Origin of the sequence: Rhizobium aethiopicum, assembly GCF_900094625.1 — a bacterium.
Lineage (GTDB): Bacteria > Pseudomonadota > Alphaproteobacteria > Rhizobiales > Rhizobiaceae > Rhizobium > Rhizobium aethiopicum.
This window is the reverse complement of record NZ_FMAJ01000004.1, coordinates 34,948-55,012: the sequence shown is the minus strand read 5'-3', so window position 1 is coordinate 55,012 and position 20,065 is coordinate 34,948. Positions and strand designations below refer to the sequence as shown.

21 protein-coding genes are annotated in these 20,065 nt (G+C 59.9%); 8 read left to right on the top strand and 13 right to left on the bottom strand.

Features of this window, described 5'->3' with window-relative positions:
• The first annotated feature begins 198 nt into the window (after positions 1-198).
• From ugpB to GA0061105_RS10005, 8 genes are all read left to right on the top strand, one after another.
• Positions 199-1,521, top strand: a complete 1,323-nt coding sequence (gene ugpB, locus GA0061105_RS10040) for a sn-glycerol-3-phosphate ABC transporter substrate-binding protein UgpB (protein ID WP_092749853.1) — start codon at positions 199-201, stop codon at positions 1,519-1,521.
• Positions 1,522-1,579: 58 nt separating this feature from the next.
• Positions 1,580-2,464, top strand: a complete 885-nt coding sequence (gene ugpA, locus GA0061105_RS10035) for a sn-glycerol-3-phosphate ABC transporter permease UgpA (protein ID WP_064695206.1) — start codon at positions 1,580-1,582, stop codon at positions 2,462-2,464.
• 12 nt (positions 2,465-2,476) lie between these two features.
• On the top strand, positions 2,477-3,325 hold the full coding sequence (gene ugpE / locus GA0061105_RS10030; protein ID WP_064695205.1) for a sn-glycerol-3-phosphate ABC transporter permease UgpE: 849 nt from the start codon (positions 2,477-2,479) through the stop codon (positions 3,323-3,325).
• 1 nt (position 3,326) lies between these two features.
• Complete coding sequence (locus GA0061105_RS10025) at positions 3,327-4,373, top strand: sn-glycerol-3-phosphate import ATP-binding protein UgpC (protein WP_092749851.1); 1,047 nt, start codon at positions 3,327-3,329, stop codon at positions 4,371-4,373.
• Positions 4,374-4,433: 60 nt separating this feature from the next.
• Positions 4,434-5,183, top strand: coding sequence for a glycerophosphoryl diester phosphodiesterase (locus GA0061105_RS10020; RefSeq protein ID WP_092749849.1), 750 nt, complete (start codon positions 4,434-4,436; stop codon positions 5,181-5,183).
• Between the two features lie 9 nt (positions 5,184-5,192).
• Complete coding sequence (locus tag GA0061105_RS10015) at positions 5,193-5,978, top strand: DeoR/GlpR family DNA-binding transcription regulator (protein ID WP_092749847.1); 786 nt, start codon at positions 5,193-5,195, stop codon at positions 5,976-5,978.
• Positions 5,975-6,769: an HAD family hydrolase gene (locus GA0061105_RS10010; protein ID WP_092749845.1), complete on the top strand. Its 795-nt coding sequence runs from the start codon at positions 5,975-5,977 to the stop codon at positions 6,767-6,769. Before GA0061105_RS10015 ends, GA0061105_RS10010 begins: the two co-directional genes overlap by 4 nt.
• An 80-nt stretch (positions 6,770-6,849) precedes the next feature.
• Complete coding sequence (locus GA0061105_RS10005; protein WP_092750333.1) at positions 6,850-7,383, top strand: NUDIX hydrolase; 534 nt, start codon at positions 6,850-6,852, stop codon at positions 7,381-7,383.
• Between the two features lie 101 nt (positions 7,384-7,484).
• Here the strand turns inward: GA0061105_RS10005 and GA0061105_RS10000 are convergent, their stop codons facing one another.
• From GA0061105_RS10000 to GA0061105_RS09940, 13 genes are all read right to left on the bottom strand, one after another.
• The gene (locus tag GA0061105_RS10000) at positions 7,485-8,399 is read right to left on the bottom strand and encodes an ABC transporter permease (protein ID WP_092749843.1); all 915 of its coding nucleotides are present in this window, start codon (positions 8,397-8,399) and stop codon (positions 7,485-7,487) included.
• The gene (locus GA0061105_RS09995) at positions 8,396-9,496 is read right to left on the bottom strand and encodes an ABC transporter permease (RefSeq protein ID WP_092749841.1); all 1,101 of its coding nucleotides are present in this window, start codon (positions 9,494-9,496) and stop codon (positions 8,396-8,398) included. The genes GA0061105_RS10000 and GA0061105_RS09995 overlap by 4 nt, the downstream gene beginning before the upstream one ends.
• Complete coding sequence (locus tag GA0061105_RS09990; RefSeq protein ID WP_092749839.1) at positions 9,493-11,013, bottom strand: ABC transporter ATP-binding protein; 1,521 nt, start codon at positions 11,011-11,013, stop codon at positions 9,493-9,495. Before GA0061105_RS09990 ends, GA0061105_RS09995 begins: the two co-directional genes overlap by 4 nt.
• A gap of 3 nt (positions 11,014-11,016) precedes the next feature.
• Positions 11,017-12,117 (bottom strand): BMP family ABC transporter substrate-binding protein, encoded by a 1,101-nt coding sequence (locus GA0061105_RS09985; RefSeq protein ID WP_092749837.1) that lies wholly within the window; start codon positions 12,115-12,117, stop codon positions 11,017-11,019.
• 19 nt (positions 12,118-12,136) lie between these two features.
• Positions 12,137-13,516 carry an amidohydrolase gene (locus tag GA0061105_RS09980; protein ID WP_092749835.1) on the bottom strand — a complete coding sequence of 460 codons (1,380 nt, stop codon included), beginning with the start codon at positions 13,514-13,516 and terminating at the stop codon, positions 12,137-12,139.
• Position 13,517: 1 nt separating this feature from the next.
• On the bottom strand, positions 13,518-14,177 hold the full coding sequence (locus GA0061105_RS09975; RefSeq protein ID WP_092749833.1) for a glutathione S-transferase family protein: 660 nt from the start codon (positions 14,175-14,177) through the stop codon (positions 13,518-13,520).
• A complete protein-coding gene (locus GA0061105_RS09970) occupies positions 14,174-15,022 on the bottom strand; it encodes an aromatic ring-hydroxylating oxygenase subunit alpha (protein ID WP_092749831.1) in 849 nt (282 codons plus the stop codon). Before GA0061105_RS09970 ends, GA0061105_RS09975 begins: the two co-directional genes overlap by 4 nt.
• Positions 15,019-15,660: a Rieske 2Fe-2S domain-containing protein gene (locus GA0061105_RS09965; protein WP_092749829.1), complete on the bottom strand. Its 642-nt coding sequence runs from the start codon at positions 15,658-15,660 to the stop codon at positions 15,019-15,021. The genes GA0061105_RS09970 and GA0061105_RS09965 overlap by 4 nt, the downstream gene beginning before the upstream one ends.
• 145 nt (positions 15,661-15,805) lie before the next feature.
• Positions 15,806-16,084, bottom strand: coding sequence for an acylphosphatase (locus GA0061105_RS09960; protein ID WP_092749827.1), 279 nt, complete (start codon positions 16,082-16,084; stop codon positions 15,806-15,808).
• Between the two features lie 323 nt (positions 16,085-16,407).
• On the bottom strand, positions 16,408-16,773 hold the full coding sequence (locus GA0061105_RS09955; RefSeq protein WP_092749825.1) for a GtrA family protein: 366 nt from the start codon (positions 16,771-16,773) through the stop codon (positions 16,408-16,410).
• Positions 16,770-17,471, bottom strand: coding sequence for an HAD family hydrolase (locus tag GA0061105_RS09950; RefSeq protein WP_245304248.1), 702 nt, complete (start codon positions 17,469-17,471; stop codon positions 16,770-16,772). The genes GA0061105_RS09955 and GA0061105_RS09950 overlap by 4 nt, the downstream gene beginning before the upstream one ends.
• A gap of 2 nt (positions 17,472-17,473) precedes the next feature.
• A complete protein-coding gene (locus GA0061105_RS09945) occupies positions 17,474-18,460 on the bottom strand; it encodes a UbiA prenyltransferase family protein (RefSeq protein WP_092749823.1) in 987 nt (328 codons plus the stop codon).
• Between the two features lie 362 nt (positions 18,461-18,822).
• Positions 18,823-19,764, bottom strand: coding sequence for a nucleotidyltransferase and HEPN domain-containing protein (locus GA0061105_RS09940; protein ID WP_092749821.1), 942 nt, complete (start codon positions 19,762-19,764; stop codon positions 18,823-18,825).
• Positions 19,765-20,065 lie beyond the last annotated feature (301 nt).

The window sequence follows — 20,065 nt, the reverse complement described above, 5'->3', positions numbered from 1 at the left end:
CTCAATATTCGAACGGGATGGCGGGGAAATCCGCAGGTGCCGATCACGCGTCGCGACCGAGATGTTGTTCGCACTCAGTATACGAGCGTTGTTCGATGTTCATTTGAACATCGGTTGTTGCAAAGTGAAACTCGGCTGCTACCATTGCCGCGCGTCTGGAGCGGGAGGCTGCGGACCGAGAGAAAGTGGGAGAGACTAATGAACAAGATCGCTTTTTTCCTGTCCGCAGGGTTGACCAGCCTGTCCTTGTCCGTTCCGGCGACGGCCGCCACAAAGATCCAGTGGTGGCACGCGATGGGCGGCGAGAACGGCGCGAAGCTGGAGCAGATTGCCAAGGGCTTCAACGCGTCTCAGTCCGATTATGAAATCGTGCCGGTTTACAAGGGCACCTACGACGAGACGCTGACGGGTGCGATTGCGGCGTTCCGCGCCAATCAGCAGCCGGCCATCGTGCAGGTCTATGAAGTTGGGACCGGCACCATGATGGCGGCGCAGGGGGCCGTCTATCCGGTGTACCAGTTGATGAAGGACCAGGGCGAGCCCTGGGACCAGAACCAATTCATTGCGCCGGTCGTCGGCTACTACTCAGACACCAGCGGCAACGTCCTGTCCCTGCCGTTCAATTCGTCCACGCCGATCATGTATTACAACAAGGATGTCTTCAAGAAGGCTGGCCTCGATCCGGAGGCGCCGCCAAAGACATGGGCTGATGTGGAAGCCTTCTCGCGCACGATCATCAAGTCGGGCGCTGCCAAATGTGGCTTCACCAGCGCCTGGATCTCCTGGATCCAGACTGAAAATCTCAACGCCCTCCACGATAAGCCCTACTCCACCAAGGCAAACGGGTTCGGCGGTCTGGACGCGGAATTTACCTTTAACAACGATCTGACGATCCGCCACTGGGGGAACTTGAAGAAGTGGCAGGATGAAGGGCTCTTCAAATTCGGCGGACCGGTCGGCGGCGACAACGCCCCGCCGATGTTCTATTCGCAGGAATGCGCGATGTATATGAACTCGTCCGCAGGCCGGGCGGGCGTCATCAACAACGCCAAAGGCTTCAAGGTCGGTTTTGCGCCGATTCCCTATTACGATGATATCATCAAGCAGCCGCTCAACTCGATCATCGGCGGCGCCACGCTCTGGACGCTGAAAGGCCGCCCGGATGCGGAATACAAGGGTGTGGCCAAATTCTACACCTACCTGCAGAAGCCGGACGTTCAGGCCGATTGGCATCAGTTCTCGGGCTACCTGCCGATCACGGAAGCTGCCTATAAGCTCAGCCAGGAACAGGGATATTATGAAAAGAATCCTGGCGCAGATGTCGGCATCAAGCAGTTGACGCGGGTGACGCCGACCGAAAACTCCAAGGGCATCCGCTTCGGCAATTACGTCCAGGTCCGCGGCATCATCGATGACGAATTCGCGGCATTGCTGGGCGGAAAGAAGACCGCCAAGGAAGCGGTTGATTCGGTTGTCGCGCGTGGCAACGAACAGCTTCGCGATTTTGAATCCGCCAACTAAGGGCTCGGGGCAGGGGCCGGTCAACCGGCCCCTGCCTTTCCGTCATTTGTGAGGGCCCATGCAAACCAAACGAACCGTCTTTCCCAATAGGGTTTTGCCTTATCTGCTTATTGCTCCCCAGCTTTTGATAACGATCGTCTTCTTTCTGTGGCCGGCGGCAACCGCCTTCTGGCAATCCTTTCTTCGCCAGGATGCCTTTGGTTTTAAAACGAGCTTCGTCTGGTTCCAGAATTATCGCCGGCTCTTTGCCGACCCGCTCTATATGGACGCCTTCGGCCACACACTGGTCTTCGCGCTTCTGGTAACCGTGTTGTCGACGACGATCGCGCTCATTCTGGCTGCCGCGGCCATGCGTGTGCTGCGCACATCGCGCCTTTACTCGACCTTGCTGATCTGGCCCTACGCCGTCGCGCCGGCGATCGCCGGTATCCTCTGGTGGTTCATGTTCAATCCGTCGATCGGCATCGTCGCCTATATGCTGCGCAGCATGGGGATCAACTGGAACCATCTGATCAATCCCGACGATGCGATGGTCCTGATCGTGATCGCCGCCACCTGGAAACAGATTTCCTACAACTTTCTGTTTTTCCTGGCCGCGCTGCAATCCGTGCCGCGCTCGCTCCAGGAAGCCGGCGCCATCGACGGCGCCGGGCCGGTGAAGCGCTTCTGGACGATCGTGTTCCCGTTGATCTCGCCGACAACCTTCTATCTGGTCGTCATCAACATCGTTTACGCCATGTTCGACACCTTCGGCATCGTTCATGCGACGACGCAGGGAGGGCCGGCGCGCGCCACCGAAATTCTCGTCTACAAGGTTTATTTCGATGGCTTCATCGGCCTCAACCTGGGCTCCTCCGCAGCGCAGTCCGTCATACTCATGCTGATCGTTATCGCTCTCACCGCGATCCAGTTCCGCTTCATCGAACGCCGCGTGCAATATTGAGGAGCGTCAAAGTTGGTTGAAAATCGCCCTTTCCTGAATTTTCTGGCTCACCTCGTCCTGATCCTCGGCGTCACGATCGTGGTCTTCCCGGTCTATATCGCCTTCATCGCATCGAGCCACGGTCCGAACGACTTTCTGTCTGGCGTCGTGCCGCTGGTGCCGGGACCGCACCTGATCGAAAACTATTCGACCATGCTGTCTTCGGGCATGACGAGTTCTGGCGCACCGCCGATCGGACCGATGCTGTTCAACTCGTTGATCATGGCGGTGGGTGTCGCGGTCGGTAAAATCGCCATTTCCATCCTTTCTGCCTTCGCCATCGTCTATTTTCGATTTCCCTTTCGCACGCTCTCCTTCTGGATGATCTTCATCACCCTGATGTTGCCGGTCGAGGTGCGCATCGTACCGACCTACAAGGTGGTCGCCGACCTCGGAATGCTGAACAATTATGGCGGTCTCATCATTCCGCTGATCGCATCGGCGACCGCCACCTTCCTGTTTCGTCAGTTTTTCCTCACCGTGCCCGACGAGCTGATGGAAGCCGCACGCGTTGACGGGGCGGGGCCGATGAAATTCTTCCGAGACATCCTGTTGCCGCTGTCGGTGACCAATATCGCAGCCTTGTTCATCATCCTCTTCGTGCTCGGCTGGAACCAGTATCTGTGGCCGCTCATCGTCACGACCGACCAGAGCCTCTACACCGTCGTCATGGGTATCCAGCGCATGGCCGCGGTCGCGGATGCTGTGCCGCGCTGGAACCTCGTCATGGCAGCGGTCATCCTTGCCGCCTTGCCGCCCGTCCTCGTCATCGTCGCCATGCAACGCCTTTTCGTCAAAGGCCTGGTCGAAACGGAGAAATGAAATGGCCCCGATCAATATCGTCGACGTCAAGAAAAACTACGGTACTGTTCCCGCCGTCAAAGGCATCAACCTGGCTGTCGACGACGGCGAATTCATCGTGCTGGTCGGCCCTTCCGGCTGCGGCAAGTCGACCTTGCTTCGCATGATCGCCGGATTGGAATCAATCACCGACGGCCGGGTCGAGATCGGTGGCCGCAACGTCAACAAGGCGGAGCCGGCCGAGCGCGATATCGCCATGGTCTTCCAGAACTATGCGCTTTATCCGCATATGACGGTGCGCGGAAACCTTGAATATGGTTTGAAGAACCGCGGCACGGCACGGGCGGAAATCGATCGCCGCGTCAAGGAGGCGGCCGACATCCTCGAAATCGGGCCGATGCTGGATCGCAAGCCGCGCGAATTGTCGGGAGGACAGCGCCAGCGCGTCGCGATGGGGCGAGCCATCGTGCGCGAGCCGGCGGCGTTTCTTTTCGACGAGCCCCTGTCCAACCTTGACGCCAAGCTGCGTGTGCAGATGCGGGTCGAAATACGCCGGCTGCAACGCCGCCTGAAGACCACCAGCATCTACGTCACCCATGACCAGCTAGAAGCGATGACCCTCGCCGACCGGCTCGTCGTCATGAATGGCGGGCTGGTCGAACAAGTGGGATCGCCAGTCGAGGTCTATGACCGTCCCGCAAGTTTGTTCGTTGCCGGCTTCATCGGCTCTCCGCCGATGAACCTCGTGCCGATTGAGGTGCTGAGTGCGGCCGATGCCGGGAACATCCTGGCATTGCCCGACGGCACGGACATGGTCGGGCTTCGACCAGACGCCCTGTTCGTCGCAAAACCGGTTGAGCCTTCCGTCCGCCTGAACGCCACAGTCGAATTGCTCGAGCCGATCGGCGGCGAAAGCAATCTGCATGTCAGATTGGGGGAGGGGCAGCAGACGGTCGTCCTGACGGTTCAGGGCCGGCCGAACTTCGCCGAGACTGCCAAGATCGAGATCTTCGCGCGCATTGATCAGATGCATCCCTTCAACAGCAGGACTGGACGACGCACGGACTGAAACGGCCGTATTGCGAGATACGAAGGTCTGCAGCGGACAAAATTGAGGAAAGAGAAGGACATGCCAAACTCAGAGCCGCGATCCGGACCCGTCCCCGGTGAAGTTCAGGCACATCGAGGCGCATCCGCTGTCGCGCCGGAGAACACGATCGCGGCTTTTCGGGCGGCTGCCGACCAGGGCGCCGAATGGGTCGAACTCGACGTCGCCCTTCTTGGCGACGGCACACCGGTCGTCATCCACGACGTGTCGGTCGACCGCTGCTCTTCCTCGACCGGCAAGCTCAGCGATCTCACCGCATCCGACCTTCACAAGATCGACGCCGGCGCGTGGTTCGATCCGCGCTTCAAGGGCGAACCCCTTCCGACCCTTGCCCAGGTGCTGTCCGCATTGGGTGAGCTGGGGCTGAATGCCAATGTCGAGATCAAGCAGCATCCGCACCACAAATCGCTCGATCAGCTGGTGAAAACCGTTGACGACCATTTGAAGGCGCGCGCGCCACAGACCAAGATCATGATATCGAGCTTCGACGCAGCTGCGCTCAAGCGCATGCACGAAATCGATCCCGATTACGAGCTTGCCATGTTGTGGAGCAAATTGCCGGATGACTGGAGTGAAATTCTTCAGTCACTTCCCGCAAGGACGGTCCACCTGGGATACAAGTCTCTCAGCATCGGTTTCCTCGAGGAGGCGGCGCAGCAGCAGATCAAGGTGCGGGCATGGACCTGCAACGATCCGAAGCTGCTCGCATCTTTTTGGCCTGTCGGGCTGACCGGCGTGATAACAGACGACCCGAGTGTCTATCTCTCATAGGAAATAGCGATGAGGCAGCGGGTCATATCGAGCCGGCAACGCGAAATACTTGCGCTGATCGAAACGGAGGGCGTCCAATATATCGATGATCTGGCGCGCCGGTACGATCTGACGACCCAGACGATCCGCCGTGATATCAATGCCCTTTGCGACCTCGGGCACGCCCGTCGCTTTCACGGCGGTGTTGATGTGCCGGTCGAAGGCAGCAATATTTCGCTCAACGCCCGCGCCCAGCTGAACCGTCGGGCCAAGCGCCTGATTGCAAAACGGGTCGCCGCCGATATCGGCCCGGAGGCGACGGTATTCCTTGGGATCGGCAGCACGGTTCAATTCGTTGCCGAGGCGTTGCGCGATCACCAGGGGCTGACCGTCATCACCAACAACATCCATGTCGCGTTGACCCTTTGCGAATCGCCGAGTGTCGAGGTCCATCTTACCGGCGGCCTTCTGCGCCATGACGACCGCGACGTCGTGGGCAGCGATGTGATCAAATTCGTCGAAAAATTCTATGCGACTTATGCCGTCGTCGGTGCCGGTGCGCTGAGCCCGGTGAACGGCCTGATGGACTTCAGCGTTAGCGAGGCGCAGATCACCAATGCGCTTCTGGAGAATTCGCAAACGCGTCTCTTGGCCGCAGACGTCAGCAAATGGACCCGCCATGCGGCGGTGCGCGTCGCGCCTTTCCATAAAATCACCCGCTTTTACACGGACCGGCTGCCGTTCGATCCGTCGGTTGCTGCTGTACTGGCCGAGAGCAGCATGGGGGTGGTGACCTGCGGCGAGGACATGACGTGACGTTCGTAGATCTGGCACCCTCTGCGCATGAATTGCAGCATGTGCGTTATCTCTTCACCGATATCGATGATACGCTGACGACGGAAGGTAAGCTTCTGCCGCGCACCTATGACGCCCTTTGGGAGCTCAGCCGGGCCGGCATCGCCGTCGTGCCGGTCACGGGTGGTTCCGCCGGCTGGTGCGAACACATCGTGCGTGCCTGGCCTGTTGCCGCGGTCATTGGCGAAAGCGGCGCTTATGCCGTTACCCGCCGTAACGGTGAGGTTGTTTTCGATTACTGGGAGAACGCCTCACTGCAGCGCGAGCGTCAAAGCCGGCATCTTGGTGTTATCAAAAAGCTGATCTCGGAAAAAGGCGGCACCTTCAAGATCGCCCACGACCAGGTGTTCCGCTTGGCTGACGTTGCAATCGACATTAAGGGTCATGATACGCAGGAAGTCGAAGATCTCGCATCCAGTATCAGGGCAATCGGCGGGACCGTCGCCATCAGTTCCATCCACATCAACACCTGGATAGGCGATTATGACAAACGCGCCATGAGCGAGCGCGTCCTTGCCGGCATATTCGGGGTCGACCCCGCTGAATTACCTTCCGTTACGGCCTTCGTCGGCGATTCTCGAAACGATGCGCCGATGTTCGGCTTCATCCGGAATTCCTTCGGCGTCGGCAATATTGTTCCCGTTCTTCCCTATCTGCGACATGTCCCGAAATGGATATCTTCAGAGCCCGCAGGACTTGGATTTGCCGACATTGCCAGGACTATCCTGGATGCCAGGGCCACGGGTGATTGAGGCGCCGGCAGCCTGGAAGCAAGCAGGGCCCGCCGATAAAAAGTGGGCCCGGGTCGCAGGATGAGTTGAAGCCGAACGCCATGAAGTCTACGAAAAAACGCAGCAAGCCCCGGCCAGACAGATCTCAGCCATTGCTGCGGCAGCTCGCCGCTGTTCCTGCGAAGCTGTTCGCCGGTGCGTTTCGCCAACAATATGGCGCCCTCTGCTTTCGCTATTGCGATGGCGGACCGAGGATCGAAATCCTGGTCATTACATCGCGCGAGCGGGCGCGCTGGGTCATACCGAAGGGATGGCCGATGAAGGGGAAGAAGCCTTTCGAAGCGGCGGCGATCGAAGCCTGGGAGGAGGCAGGCGTGCGCGGGACAGTGAGGAAGAAACCTGTTGGCTGCTATACTTATCTGAAAGAACTGGACGACGGCGATGTGGCGCCATGCATCGTCGACGTGTTTCAGATCGAAATCACCGAGATCAGCAATGACTTCAAGGAGCAGGGCCAGCGTATTCTCGAATGGGTCAGCCCTGATGAAGCGGCGCGACGCGTCCGAGAGGTCGAACTCAAGTCATTGCTCGTCGAATTTGAAGCTCGCGGTCGCAAGACGCCTGGCCCAGGCTGATACGATTGTTGGGCCCCCAGCTCCGGGTACGACCGACCGTGGTCGCTCTCCGAGAGCAGGGCGACACCGCTCCAACTGCCATTAGCCCGGCCGGGTCGTCATCATGCTCGCTCGAACGGCTCGCCGAGCGAGGCGACGCCATTGAGCTTGAGCAGGCGGCGATCCGCCGAAATGATGCCGAGCACGATGATCGTCACCATATAGGGCAGACACGCGAGCAACTGCGAGGGAACGTCGAGCCCGGTCGCCTGGGCGGCAAGCCCCATAAGCGATACCGCGCCGAACAGACATGCGCCCAGAAAGATGCGGCCGGTCAGCCAGGTTCCGAACACGACGAGTGCAATCGCGATCCAGCCGCGGCCGGCAACCATGCCATCCGCCCATAGCGGTGTGTAGATCGTCGCCGCATAGGCGCCGGCACAGCCCGCCATCATTCCGCCGACGGCTACTGCGGCGAAGCGGATGGCGATGACCGGATAGCCGATGGCATGCGCCGCTTGCGGGTTTTCGCCAACGGCGCGGATGATCAGTCCGACCTTGCCATATGCAAACATCGCCCAGATCGCGACGGTCACGACCAGCGAAAGCCAGACGACGATATCCTGGGTAAACAGGCCGCCGATGACGGGAATATCAGAAAGACCGGGAATGGTGATCTTCGGCAGCGCCCTGACCGTCAGGCTCTCATAGGTTTTGCCGAACAACGCCGACAGCCCCTGCCCGAGAATCCCGATCGCAAGCCCGGTCGCGACCTGGTTTGCATTGAAGCCGAGGACGATTGCCCCAAAAATCAGGGACAAAAGCGCGCCGCCGAGGCCGGCGGCGAGAAAAGCCAGAAAATGACCGCCGCCATGATAGACGATGATGAAGGCGATGACGGCGCCGAATGCCATCAGCCCCTCGACGCCGAGATTGAGCACGCCGGCACGCTCGACGATAAGCTCTCCGAGCGCTGCCAGGAGAAACGGTGTCGCAGCCGCCAGCATGCCGGTCAGAACGAACTCGACGGCGTTCATGTCGGGCTCCTGGTCGATGCGGGCCGCCAGACAAAACGGTAGCGGACGAAGGCGATGGCCACGAGATAGGCAAGGAGCAGGCTGCCCTGGAAAACCCGGACCGCCGCAATCGGCAGATTGGCAGAGACCATGGCGTTGTCACCGCCGATGTAGAGCGCAGCCATGACAACCGCGGAGATAACGATGCCGATCGGGTGCAGCCCGCCGAGATAGGCGACGATAATCGCCGCATAACCGTATCCGGTCGAGATCGAGCGTTGCAGCTGGCCGAGCGGACCGGCGACTTCGGCTGCACCGGCAAGACCGGCTGCAGCTCCGCCGATCAGCAGCGAAAGCCAGATTGCCCAGCTTTCCCGGAATCCAGCATAGCTCGCCGCGCGCGGCGCCAGGCCGCCGACCTGCAATTTATAGCCGATGAAGCTCTTCTGCATGAAGACCCATGCGGCGATCGACAGGAGGACGGCGAGGATGAGCGCGACATTGACGCGTGTTCCCTCGATCAGGATCGGCACCATCGCGTCATATTGGAACATGACGGACTGCGGAAAATTGAAACCGTTCGGGTCCTTCCAGGGACCGAGCAGCAGATAATTGAGGAGTTGCACGGCAACGAAACTCAGCATCAGCGAAACGAGAATTTCGTTGGCATTGAGCCGGACGCGCCAGAAGGCGGTCAGCGACGCCCAGAACGCCCCGCCCAGCATGCCGAGCAGCAGCATTGCCGGCCAGATCCATTGGCCGGTTGCCTCGGGCCACCAGATCGGAATGGCGGAGGCGAAGATCGCACCGTGCACGAATTGTCCTTCGGCACCGATATTGAACACCTTGGCGCGAAAGCCGATCGCAAGCCCCTGCGCGATGAGGAGCAGGGGAGCGGTCTTCAACAGCACTTCGGAGAACGATGCCCACGAGTAAAAGGGCTCGATCAGCATTGCATAGATCACCGCAGCCGGATCGCGCCCCATGGCGACGTAAAGTCCGAGATTGAAAATGACGGTGACGACGAGGGCGATGGGCGGCGCCAGAAGGGTGGCGGCAAGCGATGCTCGCTCCCGGCGGACCAGAGTTGGAAAGGCGGCAAGGAAGGGTCGGCTCATGCGATGGCTTTCTCTTGCTGCGGCAGGGCCCCGATCATGTAGCGGCCAATCTCTTCGGGGTTGGTGTCACGCGTGACCAGCGGCGGGCTCAACGTGCCGTGATACAGGACCTGTATGAAGTCGCTGAGTTCGAACAGTTCCTCGAGCTCCTCGGAAATGACGAGGATCGCCATGCCCTCATTGCGAAGGCGCATAAGCCGCTTGCGGATTGCGGCGGCCGCGCCGATATCGACGCCCCAGGTCGGCTGAGCGAGGAAAAGGAGCTTCGGCGCCAGCATGATCTCGCGTCCGACAATGAATTTTTGCAGGTTGCCGCCGGAAAGCGACCCGGCCTCTGCCCCTGGACCGCGCGTGCGCACGTCATAGTCCCGGATGCAATCATCGGTGAAGGCTCTCGCCCGGACCGTGTCGAGCAGGCCATGCCTGACGAGGTTTAGCGGATGGGCGGTCAGCAGGCTGTTGAGGGTGAGCGACATCTCAGGAACCGCACCGCGGCCGAGCCGGTCCTCCGGCACGAAGGCGAAACCGAGCCGCCGGCGGGCGGCAGAGTCGAGTGCGCCGACGTCGCGGCCCATCATGAAGATCTGGTCGCGCTGATCCCGCGGCAATAGGGTTTCGCCCGAAATGAGCGCTGCGAGTTCGCTTTGGCCGTTTCCGGAAATCCCGGCAATGCCGAGGATTTCGCCGGCGCGTACGGTGAGGCTGACATTCGAAAGCGGCGCGGCCAAAGGGTCCGCCCGGTAATCTAGCCCGACAAGTTCCAGGCGCTTTTCGCCTTCGGCCAACCGCAGCGCAGGCATCGGTTCCGGCATGTCGCGGCCGATCATCATGCGGGCAAGCTCGTGGGCATCATGCTCGCGGGGATCGACATGACCGGTGACGCGTCCGCCGCGCAGGATCGTCGCGCGATCGCAGAGCGACTGGATTTCTTCCAGCTTGTGGGAGATGAACAGGATGGACACACCGCCGTCGCGCAGCCGCCGCAATGTCTCGAAGAGTTTTTCCACCGCCTGCGGCGGCAGCACAGAGGTCGGCTCGTCAAGGATAAGCAGTTTCGGATCGGTCATCAGGCATCGGATGATTTCCACCCGCTGTCTCTCGCCGACGGAAAGCGAATGGACGTGGGCGAACGGATCGACCTCAAGGCTGAACTCATGTCCGAGCTTGCGAATGCGTTGCGCAAGTTCGCTCTTTTTGCCAGAGACGATCAGGCGGATGTTCTCGACGACTGTCAGGCTCTCGAACAGTGAGAAGTGCTGGAACACCATGCCGATACCGGCGCGCCTTGCCTCTGCGGGAGAGGCAAGGCTGAGGGCTTTCCCGTTCCAGGCGACGGTGCCGCTGTCCGGCTGTTCGACGCCGTAGATCAGCTTCATCAGCGTCGACTTGCCAGCCCCATTTTCTCCGAGGATGGCATGGATGGATCGTGGAGCCACGTCGAGATCGATTTGCTGATTGGCATCGACCGGGCCGTAGCTCTTGGTAATGCCGCGCAGCGACAGGAGCGGGCTTGCCATGGCTTACTTCGGCAGCGGCGTCGTGACACCCTTGACGTGCCAGTCCATCGCGACGATCTGGGCGTCCGTCAGCGTCGTACCCGAGGCGGCACCTTCGCTGCCATCGGCCTTGGTGATCGGACCGGTAAACGGCGAGAAGCTGCCATCGGCAATCTTCGCCTCGATTTCCTTGATCTTGATCATCGTATCGGCCGGGATGGCCGGGTTCCAATCGACGACTTCGACCACCTTGTCGGCAACACCGAGGAAGGCATTGGCGCCCTTGAAGGTGCCGGCAAGATGGGCGTCGACCGACGCTTTGAAAAACGGCGACCAGTCGGTTGCGATGCAGCCGAGGTAGGTCTTTTCGGCATATTTCTTCATTGATGAGTTGAGGTTGAAGGCATAGACGCCGGCTTCTTCGCAGGCCGAGATCACCGACGGCGTATCCTGGGCATTGGAGAAGATCACGTCGCAGCCCTGCGAGATCAGCGCCTTGGCAGCTTCCTGCTCCTTGGCCGGATCGAACCAGGAATTGACCCAGACGACAGACACTTCGATATCCGGCGTGACGGCCTGCGCGCCGAGCGTGAAGGCGTTGATCGAGGTAATCAGCTCGGGAATGGCAAAGGCGGACACCGAGCCGAGTTTTCCGGTTTTGGAGACGGCCGCCGCCGCCATGCCGAGCAGGTAGGTCCCTTGAAAATATTTGGCGGCGAAGGGCGAGAAGTTCGGCGCGACCTGGAAGCCTGAAGCATGCAGGACGGTGACCTTCGGATTGCGGCGGGCGATCTGCAGCGCGCCGTTCTGATAGCCGAAGGAGCCGGCGATCAGGAAATGATTTCCGTCGGCGACGGTCTTGTTCATGATGCGGTCGGCGTCCGGGCCTTCGGCGATATTTTCGATGATCGTGACCTTCACCTTGTCACCATAGGCGGCCTTGATCGGGTCGATGCCGGCGGCAAGCGCATGGCCCCAGCCGACGTCGCCGACAGGCGAAGGAACGACGAGGGCGATGCCGAGCGGTTCGTCGGCGGCAAGCGCCGAGCGGCCGGCAAAAGCCGTTGCGAGACCGGCAGCCGCCGCGCTCTTCATCAATGTTCTGCGGGTAAGATCGTTGGTCATGTCAGTTCCCTCTTTTGATTTAAAATTCGACGGTCGCGAGGGCCGCTTCGGCGGCGGCAAAAAGCTGGGCCTCGTCGAGCCCGGTAAACTCCCCGGCCTGCCAGACGATGCGGCCGTTGATCATGGTCAGATCGGTCGGCATGCCGATCCCGACCTTGGCAATCAGGCTCAACGGGTCATGGCGGGTGCCGACATAGTCCATCCGCCTCGTGTCGATCGCGAAGAGGTCGGCGGCCATGCCGGGAGCAAGCCGGCCGATATCGCTGCGGCCAAGCAGACTTGCGCCGCCTGTCGTCGCGTAGTTCAGGAAATCCACCGGCGCTGGAACCGGATGGGCGCGCGTCGATGCCTTCAGGCACTGCAGCAAATAGGCAGAGTGGACGCAGTGCATGAGGTTGGAATTGTCGTTTGAAGCCGCGCCATCGCAGCCGAGCCCGATCCGCAGCCCGACAGCCGACATTGCAGGAATGTCCGTGACTTCGGCGCCGACCAGATAGACCGGCTCGGGGCAATGGGAGACACCCGTGCCGCTGGCCGCCATCTTGCGCAGTTCGTCGTGTGTCAGCTCCCAGCAGTGGGCATAAAAGCTGTCGGGGCCGGCAAAGCCGAGTTCGGCGCAGTAGTCGACCGTCCGCATCCCATGCCGCGCCTCAACGACGGGGCTTTCGCCTTCGCCGACATGCGTGTGCAGCCGGACGCCGCGGTCACGGGCGAGCGCGACCGATTCGACGAAGGTTTCGCGGTAGCAATTGACGGGCTGACAAGGGGCAACCACCACCTGCCGCATGCTGAAGGCGCCGGCATCGTGGTAGCTGTCGATCAGCCGGGCGCAATCGGCGATGAACTCATCGGTGGTTTCCAGCATGGCGTCCGGGATCGTCGAGCCCTCTGACTTCGGCAGCGTATTGCCGCCGCGGCCGGCGTGAAAACGCATACCGAGAAGCTCGGCTGCCTCGAACTGGCGATCGATCAGGCGCTTTCCTGCGTGCCGGGGGAAGCAATATTGATGGTCGAACGCCGTGGTGCAGCCATGCTTGATCATCTCGGCCATGGCGGTGATCGACGAATGGTAGAAGCAATCCTCGTTCAGCCGTGAGAAGATCGGATAGATCTGGTCGAGCCATTCGATGACGGAGAGCTTCGTCCAGTCAAGATCGGCCCGGTTGCGTACGAAGCATTGGAAGAAGTGGTGATGGGTGTTGACGAGGCCCGGATAGATAAACCAGCCGGATGCGTCCTGGATGATCGTGTCTGCAGGCAGAGCCGCTTGTGACAGGTTGGTGCCGATCGCCTGGATCGCCGGACCCCTGGTCAGCAGATCGGAATTCCGGCGCACGGCCGGCCCGTTGCCTTCGTCGACGATAATGGCGGCGCAGTTCTTCAGGAGGTAGCTCGTCATCTCACGTCTCCTCGTTGAGGGGATGAGGGTCGGGCTTCAACTCGTGTAGCCGGTGGATGCCGGGCATTTCGATAAACCCTTCAAGGCTGCGGATGGCGCGCAGCCAGAGCCGGATATTCGGATAGGGATCGAGCGGGATTCCGCCATCGGGCGCCAGAGCCACGTAGGGAAAACAGGCGATGTCGGCGATCGTGGCGCGGTCTGATGTGAGGAACCGCATGTCGCGGAGGCGCTGTTCAAAAAGCCCGGCTTCCAGTTCGCGCAGCGCCGCGATCCCCTGTGCCTGCAGGGCCTCGATATCGCCGGGGCGCAGAAGCATCTGATGCAGTCGCGCGCCGCCGAGATTTGTCGTCAGCCGATGCGAAAACGAGAGCCATTGTTGCATGCGCGCCGTCTGCTGCGGCGCGCCGGTGCCCAGCCATTCAGGGCCGCTTCGCGCCGCGAGATAGCCGAGCATGGCCGAAGATTCTGTCAGTACCAGATCGCCATCCACGAGGATCGGGATCGAGCCTGCCGGATTGAGGGCGAGAAGTTCAGGACCGCGATGTTCCATGCCGGGATGGAAATCGACCGGCCGGATATCCAGCTTGACCCCGAGGATCGCAGCCATCAGGCGGACCTTGTAACAGCTCGGCGATAGGATGTAGTCGTAGAGCTTCATTGTGCGACCAGCTGTGCGCCATAGAGATAGTTGTGGCGCTTCAGCCAGCGCCGGTAAGCGATCGATGTCAGGTCGGCCCTTGTCGGAATTTCCATGCCAGGATCGAGCGGCAGAAGTGCCGGGATCTGGTTTTCGAGGATCGAGCGATCCTGCAGGAAAATCATCTGCTGAAAATGGATGAGGTCTGTCATTGGCGTCACGTCGTCGAAGAGGGCCATCCACGGCCATACGTCGCAAAGATCTTCCGCAAGCGGCTGGACGAACAGGGTGATGACATCCCATTCTCCCGGGCGAGGAGGGCAGGTCTTGTAAAGCACCGAGCAGGTCGGAGCCGGTACGCGGTACATATATTCGGTGGTAATGCCGCCAGTTGCCGACTTTGCAGCCTGCGGCTGGTAGAACTTCACCTGCGTCGCCCAGACCTCATCCTCCTTCTCGCGGATCTCCACCTTATAATTTTGAACTTCGGTGTGCGGTTCGGCGCCGAGGATATCCGTATGAACAAAGGGAAAATGCGCGATGTCGAGGAAATTCTCGACTGCTCTGAGAGGCGAGCAGCGCACCCGAACGACACCGACATCGACGAAGCGGCGGCCGGGCTGATCGGCTTCGGGAATAGCAAACACCTCTTTGAGGGGGGTGCCGAGGGAAGACCAGACATGACCATAGCGGACGCGAACCGGCAGGGCACGTCCATTGTCCGATGTGACCCGCGCCGCGCCATCAGGCGTGCGTATCACCTCTATGGGCTCGCCCATCAAAGCGGTCTTGCTTCCTGCCTCGGTGAGTTGGCTGAAGAGGCCAACCGGGTACCATTCATCAAGCATCGCGCCGGCTTCTTTCATGCGGCATCCTTCTGGCGTGTCTCCGCCCGGCGGCGCACGGCTTCGGCGATGCGCGACGCCGTAATCCGATCTGCGACATTGCGATCTTGCTCGACTAGGACGTAAATGAGGGTGCATCCGGTCTGCGCCGTCGGCAAAAGCCGCATCCACGGACAATCAGCGACGCGGATCAGCCCGTCCGCATCGACTTTCCCGCCGGCCGCGGCTTCGATTGCCGCGATGTCGGCGTTGAGCGTCAGCGAGCGTATCGGAACGAGATGGCCAAGGCGCGGCGGCGGCAGTGCCGGTTCGCCGACTGCCACCCAGACGATGCCATCTGATTCTTCGACCCGCTGAACCGCCACGCGAATCGTTTCCGGCGGCACGAGATCGGGATGGGCAGGAATGCGAACGCATCCTCCCGCCGGAGAATAGCTCCAGCCGTGATAGATACAGGAGAGCGCCTCGCCCCGTACGAAGCCGTGAGACAATCGCATGCCGCGATGCGGACAGCGGTCCGAAGAAGCTGATGCGCGCCCGGACTGACTGCGCCAGAGAGCGATTGATCCCGCCGGTGTCCAGGCCGGGATGACGGTCGCCAGCGGCAGATCGGCAGAAAGTGCGACAGGCGTCCAGGAGCCGGCCGTATCGGAAGGCATGACGGTTAATTCCCTAATCTTACCAGTGGTCTGGCGCTGCGGGTTTGGTGCCGGAGCCAGGATTTGCAGTCCCAGCTTTTGAGGCTTGCATAAAAAATTCGCATTGGCAACAATGGTTAAATAAAGGGCATCAACTCAGATGCCGTTACGACCTCGGTGTAGGGACGGGATCTACAATCCTGCGCTGAATCTGATCGACCCAGACATCGATCGGCCCCAGCGAACATCCCATTTCCAGCATGTCGATCAGCTCGACAGGTCCTGCGACCTCCAGTTCAATCCGGTCGGCGCCGGCATGCAAAAAGTTCTGGGAAAGGCCGAGCTTGTCGGCATGACGGCGAATCCACGGGACGAACGAGGCGGATCTGACGTCGCCAAGAATCGTGAACCGTTCGCGTAACTCGCTCTGCCGTGATCGTGTCATGAAGTTCTCTCATTCTTCCGAAGGTTACAGCATACCGCTTCGTCGCCGTTGTAAAGGCGGCATGAGCGAGGGCTCCTACTCGTTCCACCGATCGATGCCCCATAGCAATCCTGCGCGGCTTGCGTGGAGAAGGTGGCCGGCTTGTCGCCTCCATGGCGTCGTCAAAGGCCGCATCTCAGAAATCGAGCTGGAAATCCTGCAGGGTCGACCAAGTGGTGGCGACAGACCTGCATGACACTTCGCCAAAGACCCGACTGAGTTTCCTCCTATTCTGGCACCATCCTTTGACGGAATGATATGGTCCGCACGTCGCTCGCTGGGCCCTACCTGAAAACCCAGAGAAGGTTGATCAGGAAGTTGAAGGTGAAGGCCGTCCCGATGCCGAAAAACTTTGCCCAAAGAGGCGAGAGCCCGACCTGTTGCGCGAGGATCAATGTTACACAGACATTGATCGACAAACCGAGCAGGGCGCCGATCAGAAACAGTGAGGCGCGCTTGCGGCTTATTGCCTGATTGAAGACATAGCGGCTGGTCACGCTGTAATTGACGGCAGCCGCGACAAGCCAGCTCGATGTCGCCGAGACGGCAAGCGGCACGTCAAGCGCCAGTAGGCCACGAAACACCGTGAGGTCGACGAAGGCAGCAAGACCTCCGGTAAACACATAGCGAATAGCCTTGGACAAGATCATTCGGACGCTTCCTCTGCCCGCAGCGCTGCGAACACCGGGTCCGAATAGGTTGAAAAGGTCAGCCAGCCCTCCCGCGGCCGTTCGGAGCGAATGAGCGGCAGGACGCCGGCGCGCCGGGCCGCAAGGCCATCCCGCTCGGGTCTGTCGCCTATCAGGACGGTTTGCGCCGGGGAGACGCCGGCGCGCTGCATCAGCATCTGCAGTCCGCGCGGATGCGGTTTCTGGATGCCGACGCCGGGATCGCCTGCAGCCAAGATGTAATCGGCTGACAAGCCCATCCTCTGCAGCTTCTCGTCGGCATGATAATCAGAATAGATCCCGATCGCCTTGTTCTGCCGTCTGAGCCCGGCAAACAACTCCGCAAGCCCATCATACCGGCAGGATGCGATATGGGCGAGCGGACGGCGGCCGATCCACTCGCTGACGATTGCCTCTATCCTTTCGGCAGGCTGGCCGGTTCGCGCGACAATGCGCGCCATCAGACTCGCCTGAAAATTGTCGATCTCCTCCTCGCCGATGGTTTCACGCAGGGAGCGGTAAGCGCGCAGCACACGCAGATTGGTTAGACTGCCCCGCGCCACCGCATGAGCTATCAATTCGCCCGCCATCCGAAGGCGCAGCCTCCTCTGGCTATATAGTGTTCCGTCGACATCAAAGACGACGAAACGGATACTGTCCCAGTCGATATCCTTCGCCATGATCATCGGATGGTGATGTAGTGCTGCTCGGTCAAGGTCACTAAGAGCGGAATGTCGACGAATGTCGTGAAGATGAAAGCCGCCACCAAGGCCATGACGATCGCGATCAAGCCAGGCTCGCGGAACAGCTTTTCCGGTTTCTGCGCGGTCGAGCCCGGTTTCGTCGCCATCACGAAATAAGCCGTGAACAGGGCAACGACGAAGGGCAGGACGAGGATGTACTCGATGCGATACTTGACCAGAAAGACGGACAGGAACGCAATCGAAAACAGTGAATAGGCAATGCAGGAGGCGGTCAGCGAGACCTGCGTATACCGGGCGAAGCTTGCCCGATAGCGCGACAGCAGCTCCTTGCCATGTGACGCGACGATCTCGTCGTATTCGGACAAGCGCTTGGCCGCCATAAGGAACGCACCGCCGAACCAGTAGGCCAGGATGATCGATCCCGGCGGCAGGCTCGTCGGGTCGATCATCGACCAGCCGATCACCAGGCGGATCGGATTGTTGATCGATTCCGAGATGACGTCGAGATACGCCTTGTCCTTGCTTCTGATCGGGTCGAGATTGTAGAGGATTCCCTGAATCGCAAACAGACAGGCGACGCAGAAGAGAAGTTTGCTCGAGAGGATGGCGCAGCCGAGGCCGACGATGAGCAGCACCGTCCATTCGAGCTGGACCAGCCTGCCGTTCATCGCGCTTTGCACCGCTGATCGCTGCGATTTCGTTGGATGATGCCGGTCAAACTCGCGGTCGAACCACTCGTTGATGCAGTAGTTCGCGGATGCGATGCAGATTGCAGTCACAACTCCGAGCAGGACTGACGAGGCCAGGTCGTCGTTTCTGACCCCCCGCAGAAGGTAGGCGAGGATGATGCCGGGAACGATGAAGACGTGCTTCGTGCTGTGATCGAGCCGCGCAATGGCGATATAGTCGCGCAAGCCCGCCCGGACTGATGCGGGGACGCTGCGGTCACTCGAGCCCGTGTTCATCCCGGTTGCTTCCTGATCTTTAGTCGGTCAATTTCCGATCACCACCCAACAGATACACGTCATAGGTTTCGAAATAATTCGCAGGGCCGAGTGTATGCTTTCACCGCCGGCCTATACCGGGTGGGAAAAGAGCGAGAAAAGAAGCGAGGCAAGGCCGCGGCGAACGCGGCGGGCGGCGGAGGTGAGCGAGCTTGAGTGCGAGCGCGCCGCATGGAGCCACGATCACGCATTTTGGACTTGTGAGGAAATGGGGCGGTCCTCCCGCTGAGGAGCGTAGAGAACTGCTCGATTGCTGGAACGGCTTTGCAAACAGCTTGATGGCTCAACTGAAACCGGCCGGTTTCTCAGCCGGTCTCGGAAGCCTAAGTGGCGCTGGCCGCGCGCGCAGCGATGCTGCTATCCGCTTTCCGTCGCAGTACCTCTAAGTGCTCAGAGCAGACTGTCTTGACGATTTCAAGAAGCAGCGCTGTTTGCTTGGCCAGCCATGCCAATGCCTCTTCGCTGATTTCGAAATGTTTGGAATATCGCGCTTTAACATAAGCCTCGTTCAGCGTATTGAACCAGGCACGCTCGCGATGCTGATCACGGGGGAAGGCTTCGGCGAGCCGTCTGTCCTGCTCCTCGGCGAGCGAGCGGAGAAACTTGATGTTGTGGGATGGGGGTCCGTAATTGGTCAGCGTGAGCAGGATGCACTCGTACGCTTGCTCAACAGTCTGGTGCAAATCGAACGCGGCGACATCAAGGTTACCTCTGGTGATGTGAAAAGCTGCCCCTTCGGCAAACTGTTCCAATAACCTTATCCGATTTGAGAAATGCTCCTTCGCCACCCGCAGCCGATCAGCTGGTGAGAGCGGCTGCGGCTCCGCCAAGGGCTCATCGTCGAGTTCGTAGAGAATGATGCCTTCCTTGCGGATATCAGAGAAGAAGTACTGCCCTTCTTTGAGGTAGGTATTCACCTCCCGCCTGGAGTGGACAATGAAGCTCACCGGCGTTTCGATCGCCTTGTCGTGGATCAGCCGGTCTGCGGCCTTGTGCCAGTACTCGGCAAACTCACAGAGCTTGCGGTTGTTGACGATGATGAGGAGATCGAAATCCGAACGATAACCCTTCATCGTGAAGGGCTCATCCACCCAGCCGCCCTTGGCGTAGGAGCCGAACAGGATGATCTTCAGGATCCGGCCGCGCTTCTTGAATTCCGCCGTGCCGTCCTTCAGCGCATCCTCGAATTCCTCGTGGATGATCTCCAGAACGCGGCCGATCTCGCGTTGTTTGCGGAGCGGCATATGGTTGAGGGACGACTTCATAACACCATCGATATGCGAGACAGCGTCCGTCGTCCACCTTCAGTTTTGATGGGGCGAGTTAGGCCGCCTTGGTCGAGCCATAGGAAGAAAAGATATCAACAAAAAGGTAGTAATAGAAATCGATTGGTCAATTGCAGGTATATGTTAGATTATCCGCCACAATGAATGTTAAAACATGAATCATCGCCAATATTTCCTCACTTCCGATAAGCATTACTTATCGGTAGTGAGAGCCGCAACTCACATCCGTCATGAACAGCGGAAGTAACGGGAACTATCGCTTCTGGTTAATGACGCGTTT